Source organism: Streptomyces sp. NPDC016459 (assembly GCF_040632845.1).
In the GTDB taxonomy this organism is placed as follows: Bacteria; Actinomycetota; Actinomycetes; order Streptomycetales; family Streptomycetaceae; genus Streptomyces.
On record NZ_JBEYCR010000001.1, the window covers coordinates 554,119 to 571,779 of the forward strand.

At 71.9% G+C, this 17,661-nt stretch carries 19 protein-coding genes and 1 pseudogene; 12 read left to right on the forward strand and 8 right to left on the reverse strand.

Going from position 1 to position 17,661, the window contains the following annotated elements; all coding sequences use genetic code 11:
* Positions 1-176 precede the first annotated feature (176 nt).
* The 3 genes from ABZ567_RS02515 to ABZ567_RS02525 all read left to right on the forward strand — a co-directional run bounded on the left by ABZ567_RS02515 (position 177) and on the right by ABZ567_RS02525 (position 2,530).
* A complete protein-coding gene (locus ABZ567_RS02515; RefSeq protein WP_360783704.1) occupies positions 177-578 on the forward strand; it encodes a transglycosylase SLT domain-containing protein in 402 nt (133 codons plus the stop codon).
* Between the two features lie 189 nt (positions 579-767).
* The gene (locus ABZ567_RS02520; RefSeq protein WP_360783706.1) at positions 768-1,865 is read left to right on the forward strand and encodes a DUF2330 domain-containing protein; all 1,098 of its coding nucleotides are present in this window, start codon (positions 768-770) and stop codon (positions 1,863-1,865) included.
* The gene (locus ABZ567_RS02525; protein WP_360783709.1) at positions 1,862-2,530 is read left to right on the forward strand and encodes an O-methyltransferase; all 669 of its coding nucleotides are present in this window, start codon (positions 1,862-1,864) and stop codon (positions 2,528-2,530) included. Before ABZ567_RS02520 ends, ABZ567_RS02525 begins: the two co-directional genes overlap by 4 nt.
* Positions 2,531-2,642: 112 nt before the next feature.
* Here ABZ567_RS02525 and ABZ567_RS02530 read toward each other — a convergent pair whose 3' ends face one another.
* Both ABZ567_RS02530 and ABZ567_RS02535 read right to left on the reverse strand, forming a co-directional pair.
* Positions 2,643-3,800, reverse strand: a complete 1,158-nt coding sequence (locus tag ABZ567_RS02530; RefSeq protein ID WP_360783712.1) for a serpin family protein — start codon at positions 3,798-3,800, stop codon at positions 2,643-2,645.
* A 247-nt stretch (positions 3,801-4,047) separates the two neighbouring features.
* Positions 4,048-5,796: a recombinase family protein gene (locus tag ABZ567_RS02535; protein WP_360783716.1), complete on the reverse strand. Its 1,749-nt coding sequence runs from the start codon at positions 5,794-5,796 to the stop codon at positions 4,048-4,050.
* On the opposite strand from ABZ567_RS02535, the gene ABZ567_RS02540 reads away from it, so the two are divergent.
* A complete protein-coding gene (locus tag ABZ567_RS02540) occupies positions 5,797-6,126 on the forward strand; it encodes an antibiotic biosynthesis monooxygenase (RefSeq protein ID WP_360783719.1) in 330 nt (109 codons plus the stop codon).
* A 29-nt stretch (positions 6,127-6,155) separates the two neighbouring features.
* Entirely contained in the window at positions 6,156-6,641 is a 486-nt protein-coding gene (locus tag ABZ567_RS02545; RefSeq protein ID WP_360783722.1) for a GNAT family N-acetyltransferase, read from the forward strand.
* Between the two features lie 113 nt (positions 6,642-6,754).
* Here ABZ567_RS02545 and ABZ567_RS02550 read toward each other — a convergent pair whose 3' ends face one another.
* The gene (locus ABZ567_RS02550) at positions 6,755-8,824 is read right to left on the reverse strand and encodes an MFS transporter (RefSeq protein ID WP_360783725.1); all 2,070 of its coding nucleotides are present in this window, start codon (positions 8,822-8,824) and stop codon (positions 6,755-6,757) included.
* Positions 8,825-8,995: 171 nt separating this feature from the next.
* On the opposite strand from ABZ567_RS02550, the gene ABZ567_RS02555 reads away from it, so the two are divergent.
* The 5 genes and pseudogenes from ABZ567_RS02555 (at position 8,996) to ABZ567_RS02575 (ending at position 13,422) form a co-directional block, all read left to right on the forward strand.
* Complete coding sequence (locus ABZ567_RS02555; protein ID WP_360783728.1) at positions 8,996-10,003, forward strand: peptidoglycan-binding domain-containing protein; 1,008 nt, start codon at positions 8,996-8,998, stop codon at positions 10,001-10,003.
* Between the two features lie 210 nt (positions 10,004-10,213).
* Positions 10,214-10,882, forward strand: coding sequence for an HAD-IA family hydrolase (locus ABZ567_RS02560; RefSeq protein WP_360783731.1), 669 nt, complete (start codon positions 10,214-10,216; stop codon positions 10,880-10,882).
* Between the two features lie 362 nt (positions 10,883-11,244).
* A complete protein-coding gene (locus ABZ567_RS02565; protein WP_360783734.1) occupies positions 11,245-11,895 on the forward strand; it encodes an HNH endonuclease family protein in 651 nt (216 codons plus the stop codon).
* Positions 11,896-12,050: 155 nt separating this feature from the next.
* A pseudogene (locus ABZ567_RS02570) lies at positions 12,051-12,467 on the forward strand (DoxX family protein); the annotation flags it as partial.
* A 331-nt stretch (positions 12,468-12,798) separates the two neighbouring features.
* On the forward strand, positions 12,799-13,422 hold the full coding sequence (locus tag ABZ567_RS02575) for a VTT domain-containing protein (RefSeq protein ID WP_360784999.1): 624 nt from the start codon (positions 12,799-12,801) through the stop codon (positions 13,420-13,422).
* Here ABZ567_RS02575 and ABZ567_RS02580 read toward each other — a convergent pair.
* Positions 13,382-13,642, reverse strand: a complete 261-nt coding sequence (locus ABZ567_RS02580; protein ID WP_360783736.1) for a DUF2277 domain-containing protein — start codon at positions 13,640-13,642, stop codon at positions 13,382-13,384. The genes ABZ567_RS02575 and ABZ567_RS02580 overlap by 41 nt on opposite strands.
* Before the next feature lie 232 nt (positions 13,643-13,874).
* On the reverse strand, positions 13,875-14,099 hold the full coding sequence (locus ABZ567_RS02585; protein ID WP_360783739.1) for a hypothetical protein: 225 nt from the start codon (positions 14,097-14,099) through the stop codon (positions 13,875-13,877).
* A 188-nt stretch (positions 14,100-14,287) separates the two neighbouring features.
* Here ABZ567_RS02585 and ABZ567_RS02590 point away from each other — a divergent pair, with 188 nt between their 5' ends.
* Positions 14,288-15,046, forward strand: coding sequence for a GntR family transcriptional regulator (locus ABZ567_RS02590; RefSeq protein WP_360783740.1), 759 nt, complete (start codon positions 14,288-14,290; stop codon positions 15,044-15,046).
* Here ABZ567_RS02590 and ABZ567_RS02595 read toward each other — a convergent pair.
* Positions 14,988-15,794: an MBL fold metallo-hydrolase gene (locus tag ABZ567_RS02595; RefSeq protein ID WP_360783742.1), complete on the reverse strand. Its 807-nt coding sequence runs from the start codon at positions 15,792-15,794 to the stop codon at positions 14,988-14,990. The genes ABZ567_RS02590 and ABZ567_RS02595 overlap by 59 nt on opposite strands.
* A gap of 125 nt (positions 15,795-15,919) precedes the next feature.
* Here ABZ567_RS02595 and ABZ567_RS02600 point away from each other — a divergent pair, with 125 nt between their 5' ends.
* Complete coding sequence (locus tag ABZ567_RS02600; RefSeq protein ID WP_360783744.1) at positions 15,920-16,369, forward strand: lamin tail domain-containing protein; 450 nt, start codon at positions 15,920-15,922, stop codon at positions 16,367-16,369.
* Between the two features lie 51 nt (positions 16,370-16,420).
* Here the strand turns inward: ABZ567_RS02600 and ABZ567_RS02605 are convergent, their stop codons facing one another.
* Together ABZ567_RS02605 and ABZ567_RS02610 are read right to left on the reverse strand one after the other, a co-directional pair.
* Positions 16,421-16,960, reverse strand: coding sequence for a DUF4231 domain-containing protein (locus ABZ567_RS02605; protein WP_360783747.1), 540 nt, complete (start codon positions 16,958-16,960; stop codon positions 16,421-16,423).
* Between the two features lie 75 nt (positions 16,961-17,035).
* Positions 17,036-17,623, reverse strand: coding sequence for a hypothetical protein (locus tag ABZ567_RS02610; RefSeq protein ID WP_360783749.1), 588 nt, complete (start codon positions 17,621-17,623; stop codon positions 17,036-17,038).
* Positions 17,624-17,661 lie beyond the last annotated feature (38 nt).

The window sequence follows — 17,661 nt, forward strand, 5'->3', positions numbered from 1 at the left end:
GGTCGTTGCATCGGGGTTCCAGCCCTGCTTGTCTGGAGGACGTCGCCAGGCAGCCGGTGTTCACCACAGCGCCTCGGACGGCCGGTTCCCCCCAGTCCCCGGGTCCCCCGGGCTCTGGTTCCGGCTTGCCGAAATCGCCTGACGCACACCCTTGTCCCCGACGTTAGGTCGAAACCTTGTTCCGCTCGCTCACCACTCGTGTCTCCGCCCGCAACAAGTCCCTCGCCGCCACCGCAGCAGTGCTGCTGGGCGCCTCGGGTGCGGTGCTCGGCACGACGGGCTCGGCTTCCGCCGCCAGCCCGCAGGAGCTCGCCCGTGACATCGTCCCCGCCTCGCAGTACGCGTCGTTCAGCAAGATCGTCGAGCACGAGTCGCACTGGAACCACAAGGCCACCAACTCCTCCAGCGGCGCCTACGGCCTGGTCCAGGCCCTGCCGGCCTCGAAGATGTCCTCGGCCGGTTCCGACTGGAAGACCAACCCCGCCACCCAGATCAAGTGGGGTCTCGACTACATGAACGAGCGCTACGGCTCCCCGAACGCCGCTTGGGCGTTCTGGCAGGCCAACGGCTGGTACTGATAGTCCCCGCCGCAAACCGCGCCCCCCGCAAGGCCCCGCCTCCCGTCCAGGGAGGGCGGGGCCTGCGGCGTCTCCGTGACTCCGACCCGGTCCTCACCCCGGCCGCCACAACCGCCGGAGACCCGGTGCGTACCCCCGCATGAGCCGGACGTACGGAACCGGAGACCCGCCGGGCACGTCCCACCCGGCATGCGGGGGACCCACAGGATTCTGACCACCATCGTCGCGCTGCTCGCGCTCCAGCTCGGCTCGCTCGTCGCACCGGCGTACGCCTGCGGCTGCGGCGCCATGATCCCGACCAGGTCCGAGCGGATCGGCGTCGACCGGGAGGAGTCCGCCGTCCGCTGGGACGGGCGCACCGAGACCGTCGTCATGCGCTTCGCCGTCCACGGCAACGCCCGGCGCGCCGCCTGGATCATGCCGGTGCCGAGCCGGGCCGGAGTGACCCTCGGCGACCCGGAACTCTTCGACGCGCTCGAACGGCTCACCCAGCCCGAGCAGCGCGACCGCTTCTACTTCTGGCCGCGCGAGGACGACTGGCCGTTCGCCCACGACTACGGCGACGGAGCGGGAGCCCCGGCGCCGGGCACGGGCGGTGTGGGCGTCGTCGGCCGCGAGCGGCTCGGCCCCTTCGACGTCGCCCGGCTGACCGCCACCGACCCCGAGGCCCTCGGCGACTGGCTGCGGAGCAACGGCTTCGAGCTGCCCGACCGGCTGACCGGCGCCCTCCAGCCGTACGTGGACCGGAAGTGGGAGTACGTCGCCGTCCGCCTCGCGCCCGAGGAGAAGGACGCCGTCCTGGGGGGCGAGCTGACGCCGCTGCGCATCACCTTCGCCTCGCCCGAACTCGTCTACCCCATGCGACTCTCCCGCCTCGCGGCGACCGCCCAGACCCTCGGGCTCCACATCCTGGCCGACCACCGGATGGAGCCCCGCTCCCCCATCGGCGGCGACCGCCCGGAGGTCACCTTCGCCGGCCGGATCGAGCGCCCCGAGGGCGCCGTCGCCCGGCTCGCCGGGGAGGGGCCAATCCATCTGACGTCCCTGGAGCAGAAGTTCCCGAACCCGGGCCGGATCGACGACGACCACCGTCTGCGGGTCGTCGCCGACACCCCGTACCGCCGGGTCGAGTACACCGACCGGCTGCTCACCGTCGGCGGCGGCATCCCCGTGTGGCTCCTGACGGTGGGCGGCGGCCTGCTGCTCGTGGCGGTCACGGCGCTCCTGCTCGTACGCGCGGCACGGCGCCGCCCCGCCGTGGGCACCGGTGTACGTTCGCAGACATGACGAACCCCCAGTGGACCGCTGTCGACGCCTACTTCGCCGAGACCATCGCCCCCGCCGACGACGTGCTCACGGCCGCGCTCGCCGAGTCCTCGGCGGCCGGCCTGCCCGAGATCGCCGTCGCGCCCAACCAGGGCAAGCTGCTCCATCTGCTCGCCTCGATGCAGGGCGCCCGGAACATCCTGGAGATCGGCACCCTCGGCGGCTACAGCACGATCTGGCTGGCCCGAGCCCTGCCCGCCGACGGCCGGCTGATCAGCCTGGAGTACGACCCCGCCCACGCGGACGTCGCCCGCGCCAACATCGCCCGCGCCGGCCTCGACACGGTCGTCGAGGTCCGCACGGGCGCCGCTCTCGACAGCCTGCCGGGCCTTGAGGCGGAGGGCGCGGGCCCGTTCGACCTGGTCTTCATCGACGCCGACAAGGTGAACAACCCGCGCTATGTGGAGTGGTCCCTGAAGCTCTCCCGGCCCGGCACCGTGATCATCGTCGACAACGTGGTGCGCGGCGGCGCGATCGTCACCCCGCACCCGGACGACCCGGCGATCACCGGCACCCGCGAGCTGTTCGACCTCGTCGGCGGCGAACCCCGCCTGGACGCGACCGCCCTCCAGACGGTCGGCGCCAAGGGCTACGACGGCCTGCTGCTGGCCCGCGTCGTCAGCTGACGAGGAGCCTCGCTCGCCCGCCGACCCACGCCGTCGGCTGACCGGCCACTCGCCGGGCCATGCCCTCAGCCGACCGGCAGCCCGCTCGCCCGCGTCGACAGCTGACGTGTCGTCAGTCGGCCGGCAACCCGCTCGCCCGCCAGCCCACGAACAGCGGCAGCTCGCCCGTACCGTCGAGGACGACCACCCCGAAGGGCCGGTCGAAGGCGATCGGCTCCACCACCGGGCGGTGGGGCCGGGCGGCGCTGCGGGTCATCGTGACCTGGGTGACGGCCGCCGCCTCCACCCCCTCCTCCGCGATCTCGACCACCGCCTCCTGCACGACCTTGGCGATGAACACGTCCGCATGGGACAGGCCCGAGAAGTCGGCCCCGGGCCGCAGCGCCCGGGTGAGGCCGAGCGCGGCGAGGTGGGCGTTCGCGTCGGTCCTCGTCCGGAGGGTGAAGCGCGGCAGGGCCAGGTCGGCCGCGTCGGCGGTGAGCGGCCGCCGTTCACCGGGCCCGGCCCAGGCGGCGGGCACCACGTCGCCGGGCCCGGCCCCCGGGTCGCCGAGCACGAACCGCACGCGCACACCCCCGTCTCCCGCGCAGGGCAGTTCGACGACGGTGACCCCGTCCACGTACCAGACCCACCCGGCCGGAACGCGCTGCCGCATGGTCGGTACGGGTGTGGTGCGGCCGTTGCCGTCGGTGAAGGGCTCGTCGCGGGTGAGGTGCCCGGGGAAGGCGGTCAGCCAGGACGCCTTCAGGGCGAGGGCGTTGATCAGGACCAGGTCCTCGGACCCGTCGAGTCCGAGCGGCAGCTGCTTGATCCGCCCCCCGGTGGCACCCCGCACCCAGGCGTCGAGCTCCTCCTGAGCATCCGGGATCTCACCGAGGGAGATGTCGTCCGTGGCCCCGAGGACACTGTCGGGCAGCGCGAACAGGACCGCGCCGGGCAGCAGCCCGAACTCCACGTCGGGCAGTCCCCGCTTGAACGCGTCCAGCACCGGCACCGTGATCCACACCCCGGTCGCCACCGCGACCCCGCCCTCCCCGCGGAGCCACCGCCCGACACGGGTCACGGCCTCGCCGGCCGCCTCTCCCTCGACCCCGAGCAGCCCCCTCAACTCGTCGGCGGTCGCGCCCCGCGCCCCCGAGGCGACGGCCCCGAGCGCCAGCCACAGCCCGGCGGGCGAGACGACGAAGTCACCGTCCCCCAGGGAGGGCAACCAGCGAGCGGCGAGGGTCCGTACCGCGTCGGCCCTGAGGTCGGTGGGGCTGTGGGTCATATCCTGCCCTCCATGAGCGTCGTAAGGATCGATGAACGGTCAAGCGGCTCACCTAGCGGCCTGTAGGGCGGGTGCCGCCACGGTTGGCCAGCTTAGAAGCCGTCGGCCTCCACCGTCGGCTCATGCCCCCCTTCTCCGCACGCCTTACATCGTGGGAGGGGGTTGAGCACGGTGGGGGTGGGGAACGCCGAGCGGCCCGCCGCCGGGTGTCCACGGCAACGGGCCGAGACAAGGTCTGCCGGGCGGCTCAGGCGTCCGCAGTGTCTGGCGTCTCAGCCCATCGCACGATCACACGGTCCCGCGTGTTCGCGTTCCGGCCCCTGCCCACGGACTTGGCGATCCTCACGGAGTCGACGAAGAGTGCCAGGAACTCCCGCTTCTTCTCCACGTCCCATGCCGCCCACGTCGACCCCTCCCCGATGGGATCTCCGTCCGCCCTCGTCCACTCGTCGGGAATCTGGATGGTTCGGTCGCCGGGGGCCTCCAACTGCGCCAACCGTTCGACCATCCGCTCCTCATGGGCAGCCAACCGCGCCATGGCCCCTCTGAACATCTGCGCACCGGACTCGTCACCGTAGACGCCGGCAATCCGGTCCACATGAAGGATGCGGCGGGACTCCCGTACGTGCTCCAACTCAGCTCGCGCTGCCAGGCATTCTGCGTCTCGCTGTGAAGTGTCCTGTTGGCGAGCGAATCGCCGTGACGCCTCGGCCAACCATTCGAGATCTTCCGGGTCGTCAGGGTCCATGGCCAAAAGACGCGCCCACACCCGCCCAGCGGTCTCGTTGTCCGCCGCGTCCTGGCCGATGACGAGACCGCCGTGGCCCGCGACGACTCCCCCGGCCCGGTTGCACTTGTAGTAGAGCTTCCCGGCCCGCCGGTCGGTCACCATCACGGAACCACAGAGGTCGCAGAACAGCAGTCCGTGTCCGGCCAGCAGGGTAGGGACGCGTCGGCCCGCTCGTACGACCACCTGCGTCCGGCCGTCCAGCACGTCCTGGAGCTTCCACCACTCCTCCGTGGAGATCAACGCTTCGTGCGACTGGACGGGCTGCCCTTCGTCGTCACGCAGGATGACGCGCTTCCCCGTCTTGCCCGAAACGGGGTTGCCGTCGGCGTCCTTGTTCGCCGGAACCCGTCCCTGCCACTCGATCGCGTATCCCGCGAGGCGCGGGTCCCGCAGGATGCGCAGGACGGTGGACGACACCCACGCGGGCCGCTCCACGGCCTCCGAGACTCCGCGCGCACGGCGCGAGGCGAGACGCTTGGCCCCCGACTCCCCCAAGGACTCTGCCTTCGTGGGGACGCCGTTCTCATTGAGCCGCTTTGCGATCTGCGAAGCAGACACTCCCTCTGCTGCCCACTTGGCGATGTCACGGACGTGCGGGGCTTCCTCCGGGTCCGGGACGAGTCGGACGACGGACAGCTTGCCGCTCGTCGCCCTCTCCGCCGTGAAGCCGTACGGAGCGACGCCGGAGACATGGCTGCCTGCTCGACGGAGCGTGTCCTTCGTCGCGGAGACGTAGGCCGACTTCATGTCGGACTCCTGCTGCGCCAGACCCGCGATGATGGCGAGGATGCCGACACCCACCGGGGTGGACGTGTCGAGGTACGGCTCCTCGACGCTGACCAGCCGCACACCGTGCGTCTCCAACTCCTCGATGATCCGCATGGCTTCCAGTGCACCACGGCGGGTGAGACGCGACAGCGAGAAGACGACCACGGCGTCCACGTGTCCGCCGCGCACGGCCGTCATCATCTCCTCGAACCCCGGACGGTGGATGCTCGGGTCCCATCCCGACTTGCCCACGTCCTCGAAGTGGCCCGCCTCGCTCCACCCCTTCGACGCGATCAGCGAGGCGCACCGTTCGCGCTGCGCCACGGGCGATGCCTGCGAGTCGTCCTCACGCCGCTTTGACTGGCGGATGTACGAGACTGCACGTACGTGATCAAGGCTCGGCGCAGCGCCCTGCCTGTGCTTCCTGAGAGGTGTCATGTGCCTAGTGTGGTAAAGATCAACGTCCTGACCGTGCCGACCGAGCAGCGTGAGGTGCTCGAAAAGCGGTTCGCCTCGCGGGCCGGGGCCGTGGAGGGGTCCGACGGATTCGAGTGGTTCGAGCTGCTGCGCCCCGTGGAGGGCACCGACCAGTACCTGGTGTACACCCGGTGGCGCAGTGAGGAGGACTTCCAGGCCTGGATGAACGGTTCCATGAAGGCCGCGCACCAGGGCGGCGGCGAGGGGGGCGGCGAGCGGCCGAAGCCCGCCGCCTCCGGGTCCACCCTGTGGTCGTTCGAGGTCGTCCAGCAGGCGTCCCCGAAGAACTGAGCTGCGCCGTCGGTCGTGCGCGCCGCACAATGGCGCGCATGACCTGGACCTTCTCCCCCGAGCGCGTCGACACGCCGGATGCGACCTCGCTGCGCCGCGACTACTACGACGACGTCGCAAGCCGCTACTGGAAGCGCCCCGCGACCGGAGCGGAGATAGACGAAGGGCTGACGAACGACGGGGGCGAGCTGCTCACCCCGCCGACCGGGCAGTTCCTCGTCGGTCGGTACGAGGGCAAGGCCGCCGGTTGCGGCGGGGTGCTGCTGCTCGACGGGGAACGCGCCGAGCTGACCCGGGTCTTCCTGCGCCACGCCTTCCGTGGCCTGGGCGGCGCCGGTCTCCTGATGGACGGCCTCGAAGACGCGGCCCGTGCGCTCGGCGCGCGCCGGATGGTCCTCAACACCCGCCTGGACCTGGTGGAAGCCCGCGCCCTGTACACACGGCACGGGTACGCGGAGATCCCGGCGTACTGCACGGGCCCGTACATGGACATCTGGTACGGCAAGGAGCTCTGACCCGCGCTTTCCCGGGGCCGGTGGGGCCGGTGCGGCCGGTGGGGTCTGCCGTTCCTTGCGGGGCGGGCGCCCGGTCCGGTGCCGCCGGGGGGACGAGGCTCCGGCAGCGCCCGTCAGGCGTGGTGGTCGCGGGGCGGGTCCGGCTCGTGGGGGCGTTCCCCGTCCGAGCCGCAGAGTTCCGCCGTCAGCTCCTCCACCAGCTGGACGAGGTCGGTGGGCCGGTCCGGTCCCCACCAGTCGCCGAGGAGTTCGGCGAGGGACTCCTCCCGCGCCTTGGCCAGCCTCGTCGCCGCCTGCACGCCCTCCTCGGTAAGGATCAGCTGCAGCCCCTCCCGCGTGACCAGACGCCGTTCCTCCACCTGCCTGGACGCCTCCGTGATCGCCCGCAGCGGCACGGGCACGGTTTCGGCGAGCCGGGCGGGTTCGACGGTTCCGTGCCGGCGGACCCGGAGCAGCAGCCAGCTCGCGGCGGGCAGCAGGTCGAGCCCTGCGCGGGCGGTGATCTTCTCGTAGATCGCCTTGCGTCCCTCGCGGGAGCCGAGGACGGACAGGGCTCGGGCGCACTCGTCGTAGGAGGACCGTTCGACGGGGTTGGAGGCGAGCGTCTGGCTGGTGTCGGGCGCGGTGACCGAGCCCCGCAGCTTGTCCTCCTTGAGGAACCAGGCGACGACGAAGGCGACCAGGACGACGGGCGCCGCGTACAGGAAGACGTCGGTGATGGAGGTGGCGTACGCGTGGAGGACGGAGGGGCGCAGCTCGGCCGGCAGTTCGGTGAGGGTGCGCGGGTCGGCGGCGATCCGGTCGGGGCCGACGCCGGGTGGCAGCTCCTGGCCGGAGGCTGCGGCTCCGGCGAACACGTCGTCGAGTTTGCGGGTGAGCCGGCTGGTGAAGATCGTGCCGAAGACGGCGACGCCGAAGGACGCTCCGATGGAGCGGAAGAAGGTGGCTCCGGAGGTGGCGACGCCGAGGTCGTCGTACGAGACGGCGTTCTGCACGACCAGGACGAGGACCTGCATGACGAGGCCGAGTCCGGCGCCGAAGACGAAGAAGTAGACGCTCATCTCCCAGGTGGAGCTGGTCTCCGTGAGTTCGTTGAGCAGGAGCAGCCCGAGGCCGGTGAGGGCGGTGCCGGTGATGGGGAAGACCTTCCAGCGGCCCGTGCGGGAGACGATCTGGCCGGAGGCGGTCGAGGTGATCAGCATGCCGGCGACCATCGGCAGCATGTGGACGCCGGACATGGTCGGGGTGACGCCCTGCACGACCTGGAGGAAGGTCGGCAGATAGGTCATGGCGCCGAACATCGCGAAGCCGACGACGAAGCTGATGACCGAGACCAGGGTGAAGGTCCGGATCCTGAACAGCTTGAGGGGGAGGACGGGCTCGGCCGCCCGCCGTTCGACCCGGACGAACCAGACGAGGAGTACGGCTCCCAGGGCGGCGAGGCCGATGATCTGCGCCGATCCCCACGCCCATGTGGTGCCGCCGAGGGAGGCCACGAGGACCAGGCAGGTGGCGACGGAGGCGATGAGGAGGGTGCCGAGGTAGTCGATGGTGTGCCGCGTGGGGCGCTTCGGGATGTGCAGTACGGCGGCGATCACGAAGAGGGCGACGATCCCGATCGGCAGGTTGATGTAGAAGACCCAGCGCCAGGAGAGGTGCTCGGTGAAGAGGCCGCCGAGCAGTGGTCCGAGGACGCTGGTGGCGCCGAAGACGGCGCCGAAGAGGCCCTGGTACCTGCCGCGCTCCCGGGGGGACACGAGGTCGCCGACGATCGCCATCGACAGCACCATGAGGCCGCCGCCGCCGAAGCCCTGGACGGCGCGGAAGGCGATGAGCTGTGGCATGTTCTGGGCGATGCCGCAGAGGGCGGAGCCGATGAGGAAGAGGACGATGGCGGCCTGGAAGAGCTTCTTGCGCCCGTACTGGTCGCCGAGCTTGCCCCAGAGGGGGGTCGCGGCCGTGGACGCCAGCATGTAGGCGGTGACCACCCAGGAGAGGTGCTCCATGCCGCCGAGTTCGCTGACGATGGTGGGCAGCGCGGTCGAGACGATGGTCTGGTCGAGCGCGGCGAGCAGCATGCCGAGCAGGAGCGCGCCGATGGCGACGAGGACGGTGCGGTGGTTCTGCCCCTCCCCGGGGGCGGGGGCGCCGCCGAGCTGGGAGGGACGTGTCTCCTGGGCCATGGGCGTCTCCTCGGGCGTCTCGTCGGGCGTCCCGCCGGACGGCCCATGGGACGACCTCTCCATCCTGGTCCGAATGTCCGGTTATGGCCTCCGGAGGGGCACGGCTGTTCGCCCACGGGGAGGGGACGGGCTGCATAATCGCTCGCAGTTGTCTCGGGGAGGGGACCCATCATGACCGGACAGATCTGTCCTGAATGCGGTGTACAAAGACCTGGCTGCGCCTGCGCCCAGGCGGAACTGGCGGCTGCCGAGGACTTCGATCCGCTACGGATCAGGCCGTACGTGACGCTGCAGTCCCAGGAGGACGCGGCGGGGATGTATACGGGAGAGACGTACGCGGGGGGCGCGTACGCGGGAGAGGCGCACGCCGGAGAGACGTACCCGGCGGGGGCGCCTTCGGGAGAGGCGTACGCGGCGGGGCCGTACGGCGATCACCGTCCCGACGGCGACCCCTCCGAGACCATGCTGCTGCTGCGGGGCGTCGGCGACGTGCCACCACCACTCGGCCAGGAGCAGGGCAAGGGCCGGGGGCGCAGGCGGGGCATGGCGGTCGCGGTGATGGCCGCCGCCGCCGTGGCGGGCACGGCGGCCCTGGCGGCGGCCGTGCTCGGCGGCGGGGCCGAGGCCGAGAACCGGGCGGCCGTACCCGAGGTGACCACGAGCGCGTCCCTGAACCTCGCCGTGTCCGAGGCCCCCTCTCCGACTCCGTCCTCCTCCTCCGCGAGCCCGGAACCGACCTCGTCCTCCCCCACCCCCCGCCGGACGTCCGCGTCGCCGACGCCCACCCCCTCCGCGAGCGGCACCAGCGCGACGCCCAGCGCCTCGGCGGACACGACGGGCGCCGGGGCCCCGCCGGCGTCCCCTGCCCCGTCGGTACCGACGACCGCGCCGCCGACGACGGCACCGGTCACGACGGCGCCTCCGACGGAGCCCCCGAAGGAGGACGAGGAGGAGGTGACGACCCTGAGCGTCGGCTCCACCGGGCAGGAGGTGAAGGAGTTGCAGCGGCGCCTGGCCGCCGTGTCGATCTACCGGGGCCGCATCGACGGGAAGTACGACCAGGACATCTGGGAGGCGGTGGCCATCTACCAGGTCTGGGTACACGTCACGAGCGACCCTGAGGGCGTGTACGGCCCCGACACGCGCCGGTTCCTGGAGCAGAGCACCCCCCACGTCTGAGGCGTGAGGCGGGGGCTGAGGCTGAGGCTGAGGCTGAAGGCGGACGGTACGCGAGGCGGGGGGCGGGAGGGGGCGGGTCCCGTTGTGCGGACCGGCTGGCCAAGACCGCCCTCGGTTTTGTATCGTAGAAGAACAAAGTGGCCCCGCCCGCATACCCTGACCGGTGGGCGGGACCGCTTCGTTCTCCGCGCCACCCTCCCTGGAGACCCGATGGCTGCCACCACCCCGGCAACGCTCACCGCCCGCGCCCTCCTCCTCGACATGGACGGCACCCTCGTCAACTCGGACGCCGTCGTCGAGCGCTGCTGGCGGCGCTGGGCGCAGCGGCAGGGCCTCGACGCGGACACCGTGCTCCAGGTGGTCCACGGTCGCCAGGGGTACGCGACGATGGCCGTCCTCCTCCCGGACCGGCCCATGGAGGAGAACTACGCCGACAACCGGGTCATGCTCGCCGAGGAGACCGCCGACCTCGACGGCGTCGTACCCGTCCCCGGCGCTCCCGCCTTCCTGGCCGCGCTCGCGGAGTTGCCGCACGCCCTGGTGACCTCGGCGACCGAGCCCCTCGCGCGGGCCCGGATGACGGCCGCGGCGCTGCCGATGCCGGAGACCCGGGTGACCGCGGAGCAGGTCGGGGCGAGCAAGCCGGACCCGGAGGGCTTCCTCAAGGGCGCGGCGGAGCTGGGGTTCGCTCCCGCGGACTGCATCGTCTTCGAGGACTCGGAGGCCGGCATCCGGGCCGGCCGCGCGGCCGGCATGCGGATCGTGGGCGTGGGCCCGCGCGCGGCGGCCCTCGCGCCCGATGTGCACGTTGCCGACCTCACCCGTCTGCGGGTCGAGTCGACGGCCGACGGATCGATTCTCCTGACCGTCCTTCCGTAGGACCTCACTCCCGCACGGCGGGACCGCACTTCGTACCCGACGTACACCCGACGAGACCCCACCCAGCACGCGACGAGCGCACGACCAGCGCACGACGAACGCGACGAGCACACGACAGCGCACGACGAGACCCCGGGCCGGGAACGGCCCGGGGTCTCGTCGCGTACGGCGAACCACGCGGCACCCGCGGAATCTGGCGCTCCATCAGACACCTCCCACCCCTTGATATGACGTGTCCATGTCGCCACTCTGTTACCTGGCGCACCCCCCGTCGACACCTCGCGCCACCACGATGACCGGGCCGACGCCCGGCACCCGCGGGGACGGCCCAGCCAAGGTCCCCCCACCTCAAGGGAGTTCACATGTCCGTCGCCAAGATCTACGCGCGTCGACTCACGGTCCTCGCCGCCTCCGCCGCCCTCACCGTCACCGGCCTCCTCGCCGCCGCCCCGGCCGCCCAGGCGGCCATGCCCACCCCCGTGAGCGCCGCCACCGCCCGCACCTATCTGGCGACCCTCACCGTGAAGGCGGAAGGTTCCTCCTCCGGCTACAGCCGGGATCTGTTCCCGCACTGGATCACCCAGTCCGGCGCCTGCAACACCCGCGAGACCGTCCTCAAGCGCGACGGCGTGAACGTCGTCACGGACTCCGGCTGCGCCTCCGTCAGCGGCCGTTGGTACTCGGAGTACGACGGCGCCACCTGGACCGTCGCCTCCGACCTGGACATCGACCACGTCGTCGCCCTCTCCGAGGCCTGGCGCTCGGGCGCCAGCTCCTGGACGACCTCGCAGCGCCAGGCCTTCGCGAACGACCTGACCCGGCCGCAGCTCATAGCCGTGACGGACAACGTCAACCAGGCGAAGGGCGACCTCGACCCGGCGGAGTGGCTGCCCTCCAGGACCGCCTACCGCTGCACGTACGCGCGCGCCTGGGTGCACGTGAAGCACCACTGGAACCTCAGCATCGATTCCGCCGAGAAGAGCGCCCTCCAGTCCGTACTGAACGGCTGCTGAAAGCTGCGCTCCTGAGGTCTCGTCAGCATCGCCCGCCGGGGAGTGCGCCTCGCCTCCACTCCCCGGCGAGGCGAATGTTGAACTTGCAAGTACTGGTGAGGGCTGCCTAACCTAAGGTCATCGGTTTCCGTCCCCACCGGCCGAAGGAGTCCCCCATGAACACCGACCCGACCCTCCGGAGCGGCGCGAGCGGCCTCGCCGGCCGCCTCGGCCAGGCGCAGCCGTACGCCCTCGGCCTCTTCCGCGTCGTCGTCGGCCTGCTCTTCGCCTGCCACGGCGCCGCCTCGCTCTTCGGCGTCCTCGGCGGCAGCACCGTCCCGGCCGGCACCTGGCCGGGCTGGTACGCGGCCGTCATCCAGCTCCTCGCCGGCGGCCTGGTGCTGGCGGGCCTCGGCACCCGGAGCGCCGCGTTCCTCGCCTCGGGCTCGATGGCGTACGCGTACTTCACGGTCCACCAGCCGGAGTCCCTCTTCCCGATGCAGAACGGCGGCGAGACCCCGGCCCTGTTCTGCTGGTCCTTCGCGCTGCTCGTCTTCACGGGCCCGGGCGCGCTCGCCGTCGACCGGCTCTTCGGGACCCGCGGCGGCACCGGCACGGCCACGCGGAGGACGGACGGGGACCACAGGGCTCACGAGGACCACGAGACCCACGGGGCCCGGGAGGACCACGGGGCCCGGGAGGCCCACGAGGCCCGAGGCGTGCGGGTCACGGCCTGAGCCTCGCCGTACGGGTACGCCGCACCGACCGGACTCCCTCAACCCACCCCGTCTCGAGGCGGCGCCCACCCCCGCAGAGACCCGGCGTCCACCAGCGCAGAGACCCGGCGTCCACCCCCGCACCCGACCCCCGGCACCCGCCCGGCGGGCGGTCCGTGGCCCCCGCGTAGGCTCTGCCCCTGTGAATCTGCTCGACAGCCTGGGATCGCTGCGGTCGCTCACCGCCGGCCCATGGATCTACCCGGTGGTGGCGACGTCGATCCTGCTCGACGTCTTCCTGCCCGTGCTGCCGAGCGGCTTCCTCGTGATCACCGCCGCCACGGCGGCCGCGACGGCGACCGCCGCCACCCCCGACGTACCGTCACTGCTCCCCCTGCTCCTCTGCGCCGCCACGGCCTCGGTCCTCGGCGACTTCCTCGCGTACCGGCTGGCGAGGCGGGGCGGCGCCAGGCTGGACCGGGCGATCGCCCGGTCCAGGCGTCTGTCCCTCGCGCAGGAACGTCTCGGCACCGCGCTGACGCGAGGCGGCGGCCCGCTCGTCGTCCTCGCGCGCTTCGCCCCGGCGGGCCGGTCCGTGGTCTCGCTCGGCGCGGGCGCGGCGAAGCGACGGGTGGAGGAGTTCCTGCCGTGGTCGGCGCTCGCGGGCGTGACCTGGGCCTCGTACAGCGTGGGGCTGGGCTGGCTCGGCGGTCAGTGGCTGGGCGCGACCTGGTTCAGCGCGGGAGTGTCGACCCTAGCGCTCTTCCTGGCGGGCGGCCTCGCCGCCTATCTCATACGGCGTCCGGCTGCGGCTCCCGCTCCTGCCTCCTGACGCCTGGGTGCGCACCGCGCACCTCCAGGTTGTCGAGGAGTCTCGCGGTCGCGTCGGCGATCTCGTCCACGGCCCGCTCGAAGACCTCGCGGTTGTGGGCGGCGGGGGCGCGGAACCCGGAGACCTTGCGGACGTACTGCAGGGCGGCGGCGCGGATGTCGTCCTCGGTCGCCTCCTCGGGCAGCACGGGCGGTCGGAGAGTCTTGATGCTGCGGCACATGCCTCCAGTGTGGCGCGCGCCACTGACAACCGCGCCGAGCCCCCGGCCCGCCCCGGCCGACCAAGCCTCTCAGGGCCCGGGGCGCACCCCGCCGACCAAGCCCCTCCGAGCCGAGGGGCCCCGGCCGACCAAGCCAACCCCTCAGACCCCAGCGCCACACCCCGCCGACCAAGCCAGCCCTTCAGACCCCAGCCCCACACCCCGGCGACCGGACGACCCGTCGGCGAGTGGCTCAGGCCCCGAGGCCGCGTCGGCTACGCGCGTTGATCTCGGCGGCGCGAGCCCGCAGCTCGCGCAGGGGCGTGGCGGGCTGGACGTCGGCGGGCGCGGCATCCCACTCGCCGCCGCCGTGGACGGCCCGGATCAGAAAGCGCCCGGAGACGCTCTCGACGTAGAACCCGACCCGTCCGGTGGCGGTGTCGCGGACGAGGTCGCCGACCTCGGGCAGTGGCTGCACGTGTCCCCTCCGTCCCGGTCCCTGAAGCATGGGGACACCCAGAGAAGCCCGGCGCACCGGCCCTGTCAACGTATCTCTAGAGATGCCCCCCGATGGATGGATCGACCGGGCGGGGCGGCGTACACGTGTGCTCTTCGGCCTCGGGGTGCGCCGTAGGGTGTCCCGCAGATGAAGGGAGTGGTCCACCCGTGACTGACCAGGACAGCGTTCGCCGCCCCAAGTACCAGCGCATCGCCGACGAGTTGAGGACAGCGATCGAGTCGGGCGCCTTCGCGCCGGGCCAGCGGCTCCCCGGCGAGAACGACCTCATGGCGACGTACGCGGTGGCCCGGATGACCGCGCGCCAGGCACTCTCCGTGCTGCGCGGCGAGGGCCTCGCCGAGGCCCGGAAGGGCGCCGGGGTCTTCGTCCGCGTCTTCCGGCCGCTGCGCCGCCGGGGCATCCCCCGGCTGTCCGGCGAGCGGTGGGGCAACGGGCGTTCGGTCTGGTCGGCGGACGTGGAGGACCGGGACCTGGTCGTCGACCGGATCGAGGTGGGCGAGACGGAGGCCGGCGCGCGGGTCGCGGGGGCGCTGAACCTGTCGCCCGGTGCTCCCGTCTGTGTCCGCAGCCGCCGTTTCGTCCTGGACTCCAAGCCGGTGCTGCTCTCCGTCTCGTACCTCTCCGCCGAGCTGGTGCGGGGGACGCCGATCACCGAGCCGGACACGGGGCCGGGCGGGACCTATGCGCGGCTCGCCGAGCTGGGCCACCGGCCGGTGCGGTTCCGTGAGGAGATCCGCTGCCGGATGCCGACGGCGGAGGAGTCGGAGCGGCTGGCCCTGGAGTTCGGGACGCCGGTGGTGCTCATCGGGCGTACGGCGTTCACGGCGGAGGGGACGGCCGTGGAGCTCAACGAGATGACGTTGGACTCGTCGTCGTACGTCCTGGAGTACGACTTCGACGCGTGACCTCGAACCGGCGCCCCGGATCGGCGTGGGCGACCTCCCCGGGGAACTCGGTCGCGGCCCGCGCGACGGCTTCCTCCGGTCGGAGCCCCGACCCGACGTGGGTCACGACGAGGCTGCCGGCGCCGGCGCGGGCCGCAGTCCGGCCGGCCTGCTCGGCGGAGTGGTGGCCGGGTGTCCCGCCGTCCGCCTCGCACACGAACAGGTCGCAGTCACGGGCCAGTTCGTCGAGGGAGGGGCAGGGTTCGCAGTCCCCGGAGTAGGTGAGCGAGCGCCCGGCCCCGTCCTCCACGCGCAGTGCGAAGGCCGGCGGCCCGTGGGTGACGGCCCGGGACCGCAGGGTGAGCCCTCCGATCCGTACGACATGCCCGTCGTACAGCTCCTCCACGGCGAAGGCGCGCTCCACGGGGCTGCGGTCGGGTCCGTTGGTGAGGAACGCGGCGAGCCGGTCGGCGGTTCCGGCCGGACCGAACAGGGGAACCGGCAGTTGCAGGTCGAGGTCCGCGTACAGCAGGGCGTAGAAGGCGGTGAGGAGGTCGGCGGAGTGGTCGGCGTGCAGATGGGAGATCCACACGGCGTCGACGGCGCCCAGGGCGACGTACCGCTGGAGCTCGGCGAGGGTCCCGCTGCCGGCGTCGACCCAGACGCGGACGCCGCCGCCTTCGACGAGCAGTCCGGAGCAGGCGTTGCCGGGCCGGGCGTAAGGCGTGGCGGAACCGAGGACGGTGAGACACAAGGGCTCGTCGAACATAAGACAATCCTAAATAACCTCTCCGCCAACCCTGCGGATTCCGTGCAGAAGAAGTGAAGGGCGTGCGTTTCTGTGTGCTCGTCGGGGCCCATCGGCGGGCGTCCGGCAGAAACTGAGGGACATTCATGCTTCGCGCACGCACGTTCGGGGCCGTGACCGCGGCCGCCGCCTCCGGCATCCTGCTGCTGCCCACGCAGGTGCAGGCCGCCGGCTCGGTGCACCTGTACAAGATCTACTACGACAGCCCCGGCACGGACCGCCGCTCGAACACGAGCCTCAACGCCGAGTACGTGCAGATACGCAACACGACCGGCGCGGCGGTCAACCTGCGCGGCTGGACGCTCACGGACGCGGCCAACCACAAGTACACCTTCGGCAACTTCACGCTCGGCAAGGGCAAGATCGTGACGGTCCGCACGGGCCGCGGCACGAACACCGCCGCGAACGTCTACCAGAACCGCGGCGCGTACGTCTGGAACAACGACCGCGACACGGCGACGCTGAAGAAGGCGAACGGCACGCGGATCGACGTCTGCTCGTACAACTCGACGCGGGTCGACTACACGTGGTGCTGACCCCGCACCGCACCTGACGCGCCAGGGGCCCCGGGAAAGCCCCTGGGGCCCCTAGTCGGGGACGGCCTCCGGCGAGACCCGGGGAGACGGGATCCCGTGCTGCTGCACGTCGGCGCCGACCTGCCCGCCGAGGGTCATCACGTTCAGGGTCGCGGAGTTCTCGTTGGCGATGGCCCTCTCGACCCGGGCGACCAGCGTCGAGAACGCGTCACGCTTCGACACGCCGTGGTACGGCCCCACCCTGGCCTCGAAGTAGACCCGCTCGTGCCCGAGCAGCTGCTCGGTCGACCGGTAGTTCTTCCACTGCTCCCGGTACCGGTAGACGCTCTCCAGCGACACGGCGGCGACGACGATCACGCTCAGGACCGTGGCGGTGACCCGGGCGAAGGCCAGATCGAGATTCACGAACACCGGCACGAGCGCCGCACCGACGACGGACACGGTCCGCATCCGCAGATGCATCGCCTTCATCCGGGTCGCCTTGGCGTCGTACCACTCCCGGTACTGCGAGAGCCTCGTCTCGATGTACCGCTGCGGCGTCATCTCCCCACCGCGCGCCCCGACGTCGGGCGTGCCCCCCACCTCAACCATGGGGGGAGTACATCCGCAATCCTGATTCCCCGTCAACACGCCGGCGCAGCCGCCCGGACCTTCGCGTACGGCAGGTCACTGCCCGTCGGTGATGTAGTAGTCGTCCTTGAGGTACTCCAGGGTGTAGCTTCCGAGGTCGCTCTCGGTGAAGGTGGCGGAGGACCTGACCGCTTCGAGCGGCATCTCGATCCTGTCGAGGGAGCGCACGACGACGCGCCGCGGATCGACCGTCGCGGTTCGCAGTGCCTTCTTCTGCTCGGGGGAGACCATCTGGAACACGATGACGTACGTCGACGTGCAGGGACCGAACCCCTGCTCCTCCGCCTTCTTCGCACCCGGCCCGGCCACTTCGCAGACCGTGCCGATGTCCTCACGCCCAAGGCCGTGAAGGTACTGCTCGTACCGTTGGATCGCGCGCTCCTTCGTCCTGGGCGCGGGCTGATCGCCGGTAGGGACGGCCGACGGCTTCTCGGTGGCGGCCGACGGCTTCCCGGTGGCGGCCGACGGAGACGGTGCGGCCGACGGCTCTTTCGCCGACGGGGACGCGGACGGCTGCGAGGGTTTCGGAGCCGCGTCTTCCTTCGCCTTCTCCGGCCCGCACCCACACGCCATCAGCACCACGCAGGCCGACACCGCCGCGCTCATCATCGTCCGCGTTCTCATCAGATCCCCTCCACCAGCCGACCGCACCCTCAAGACGT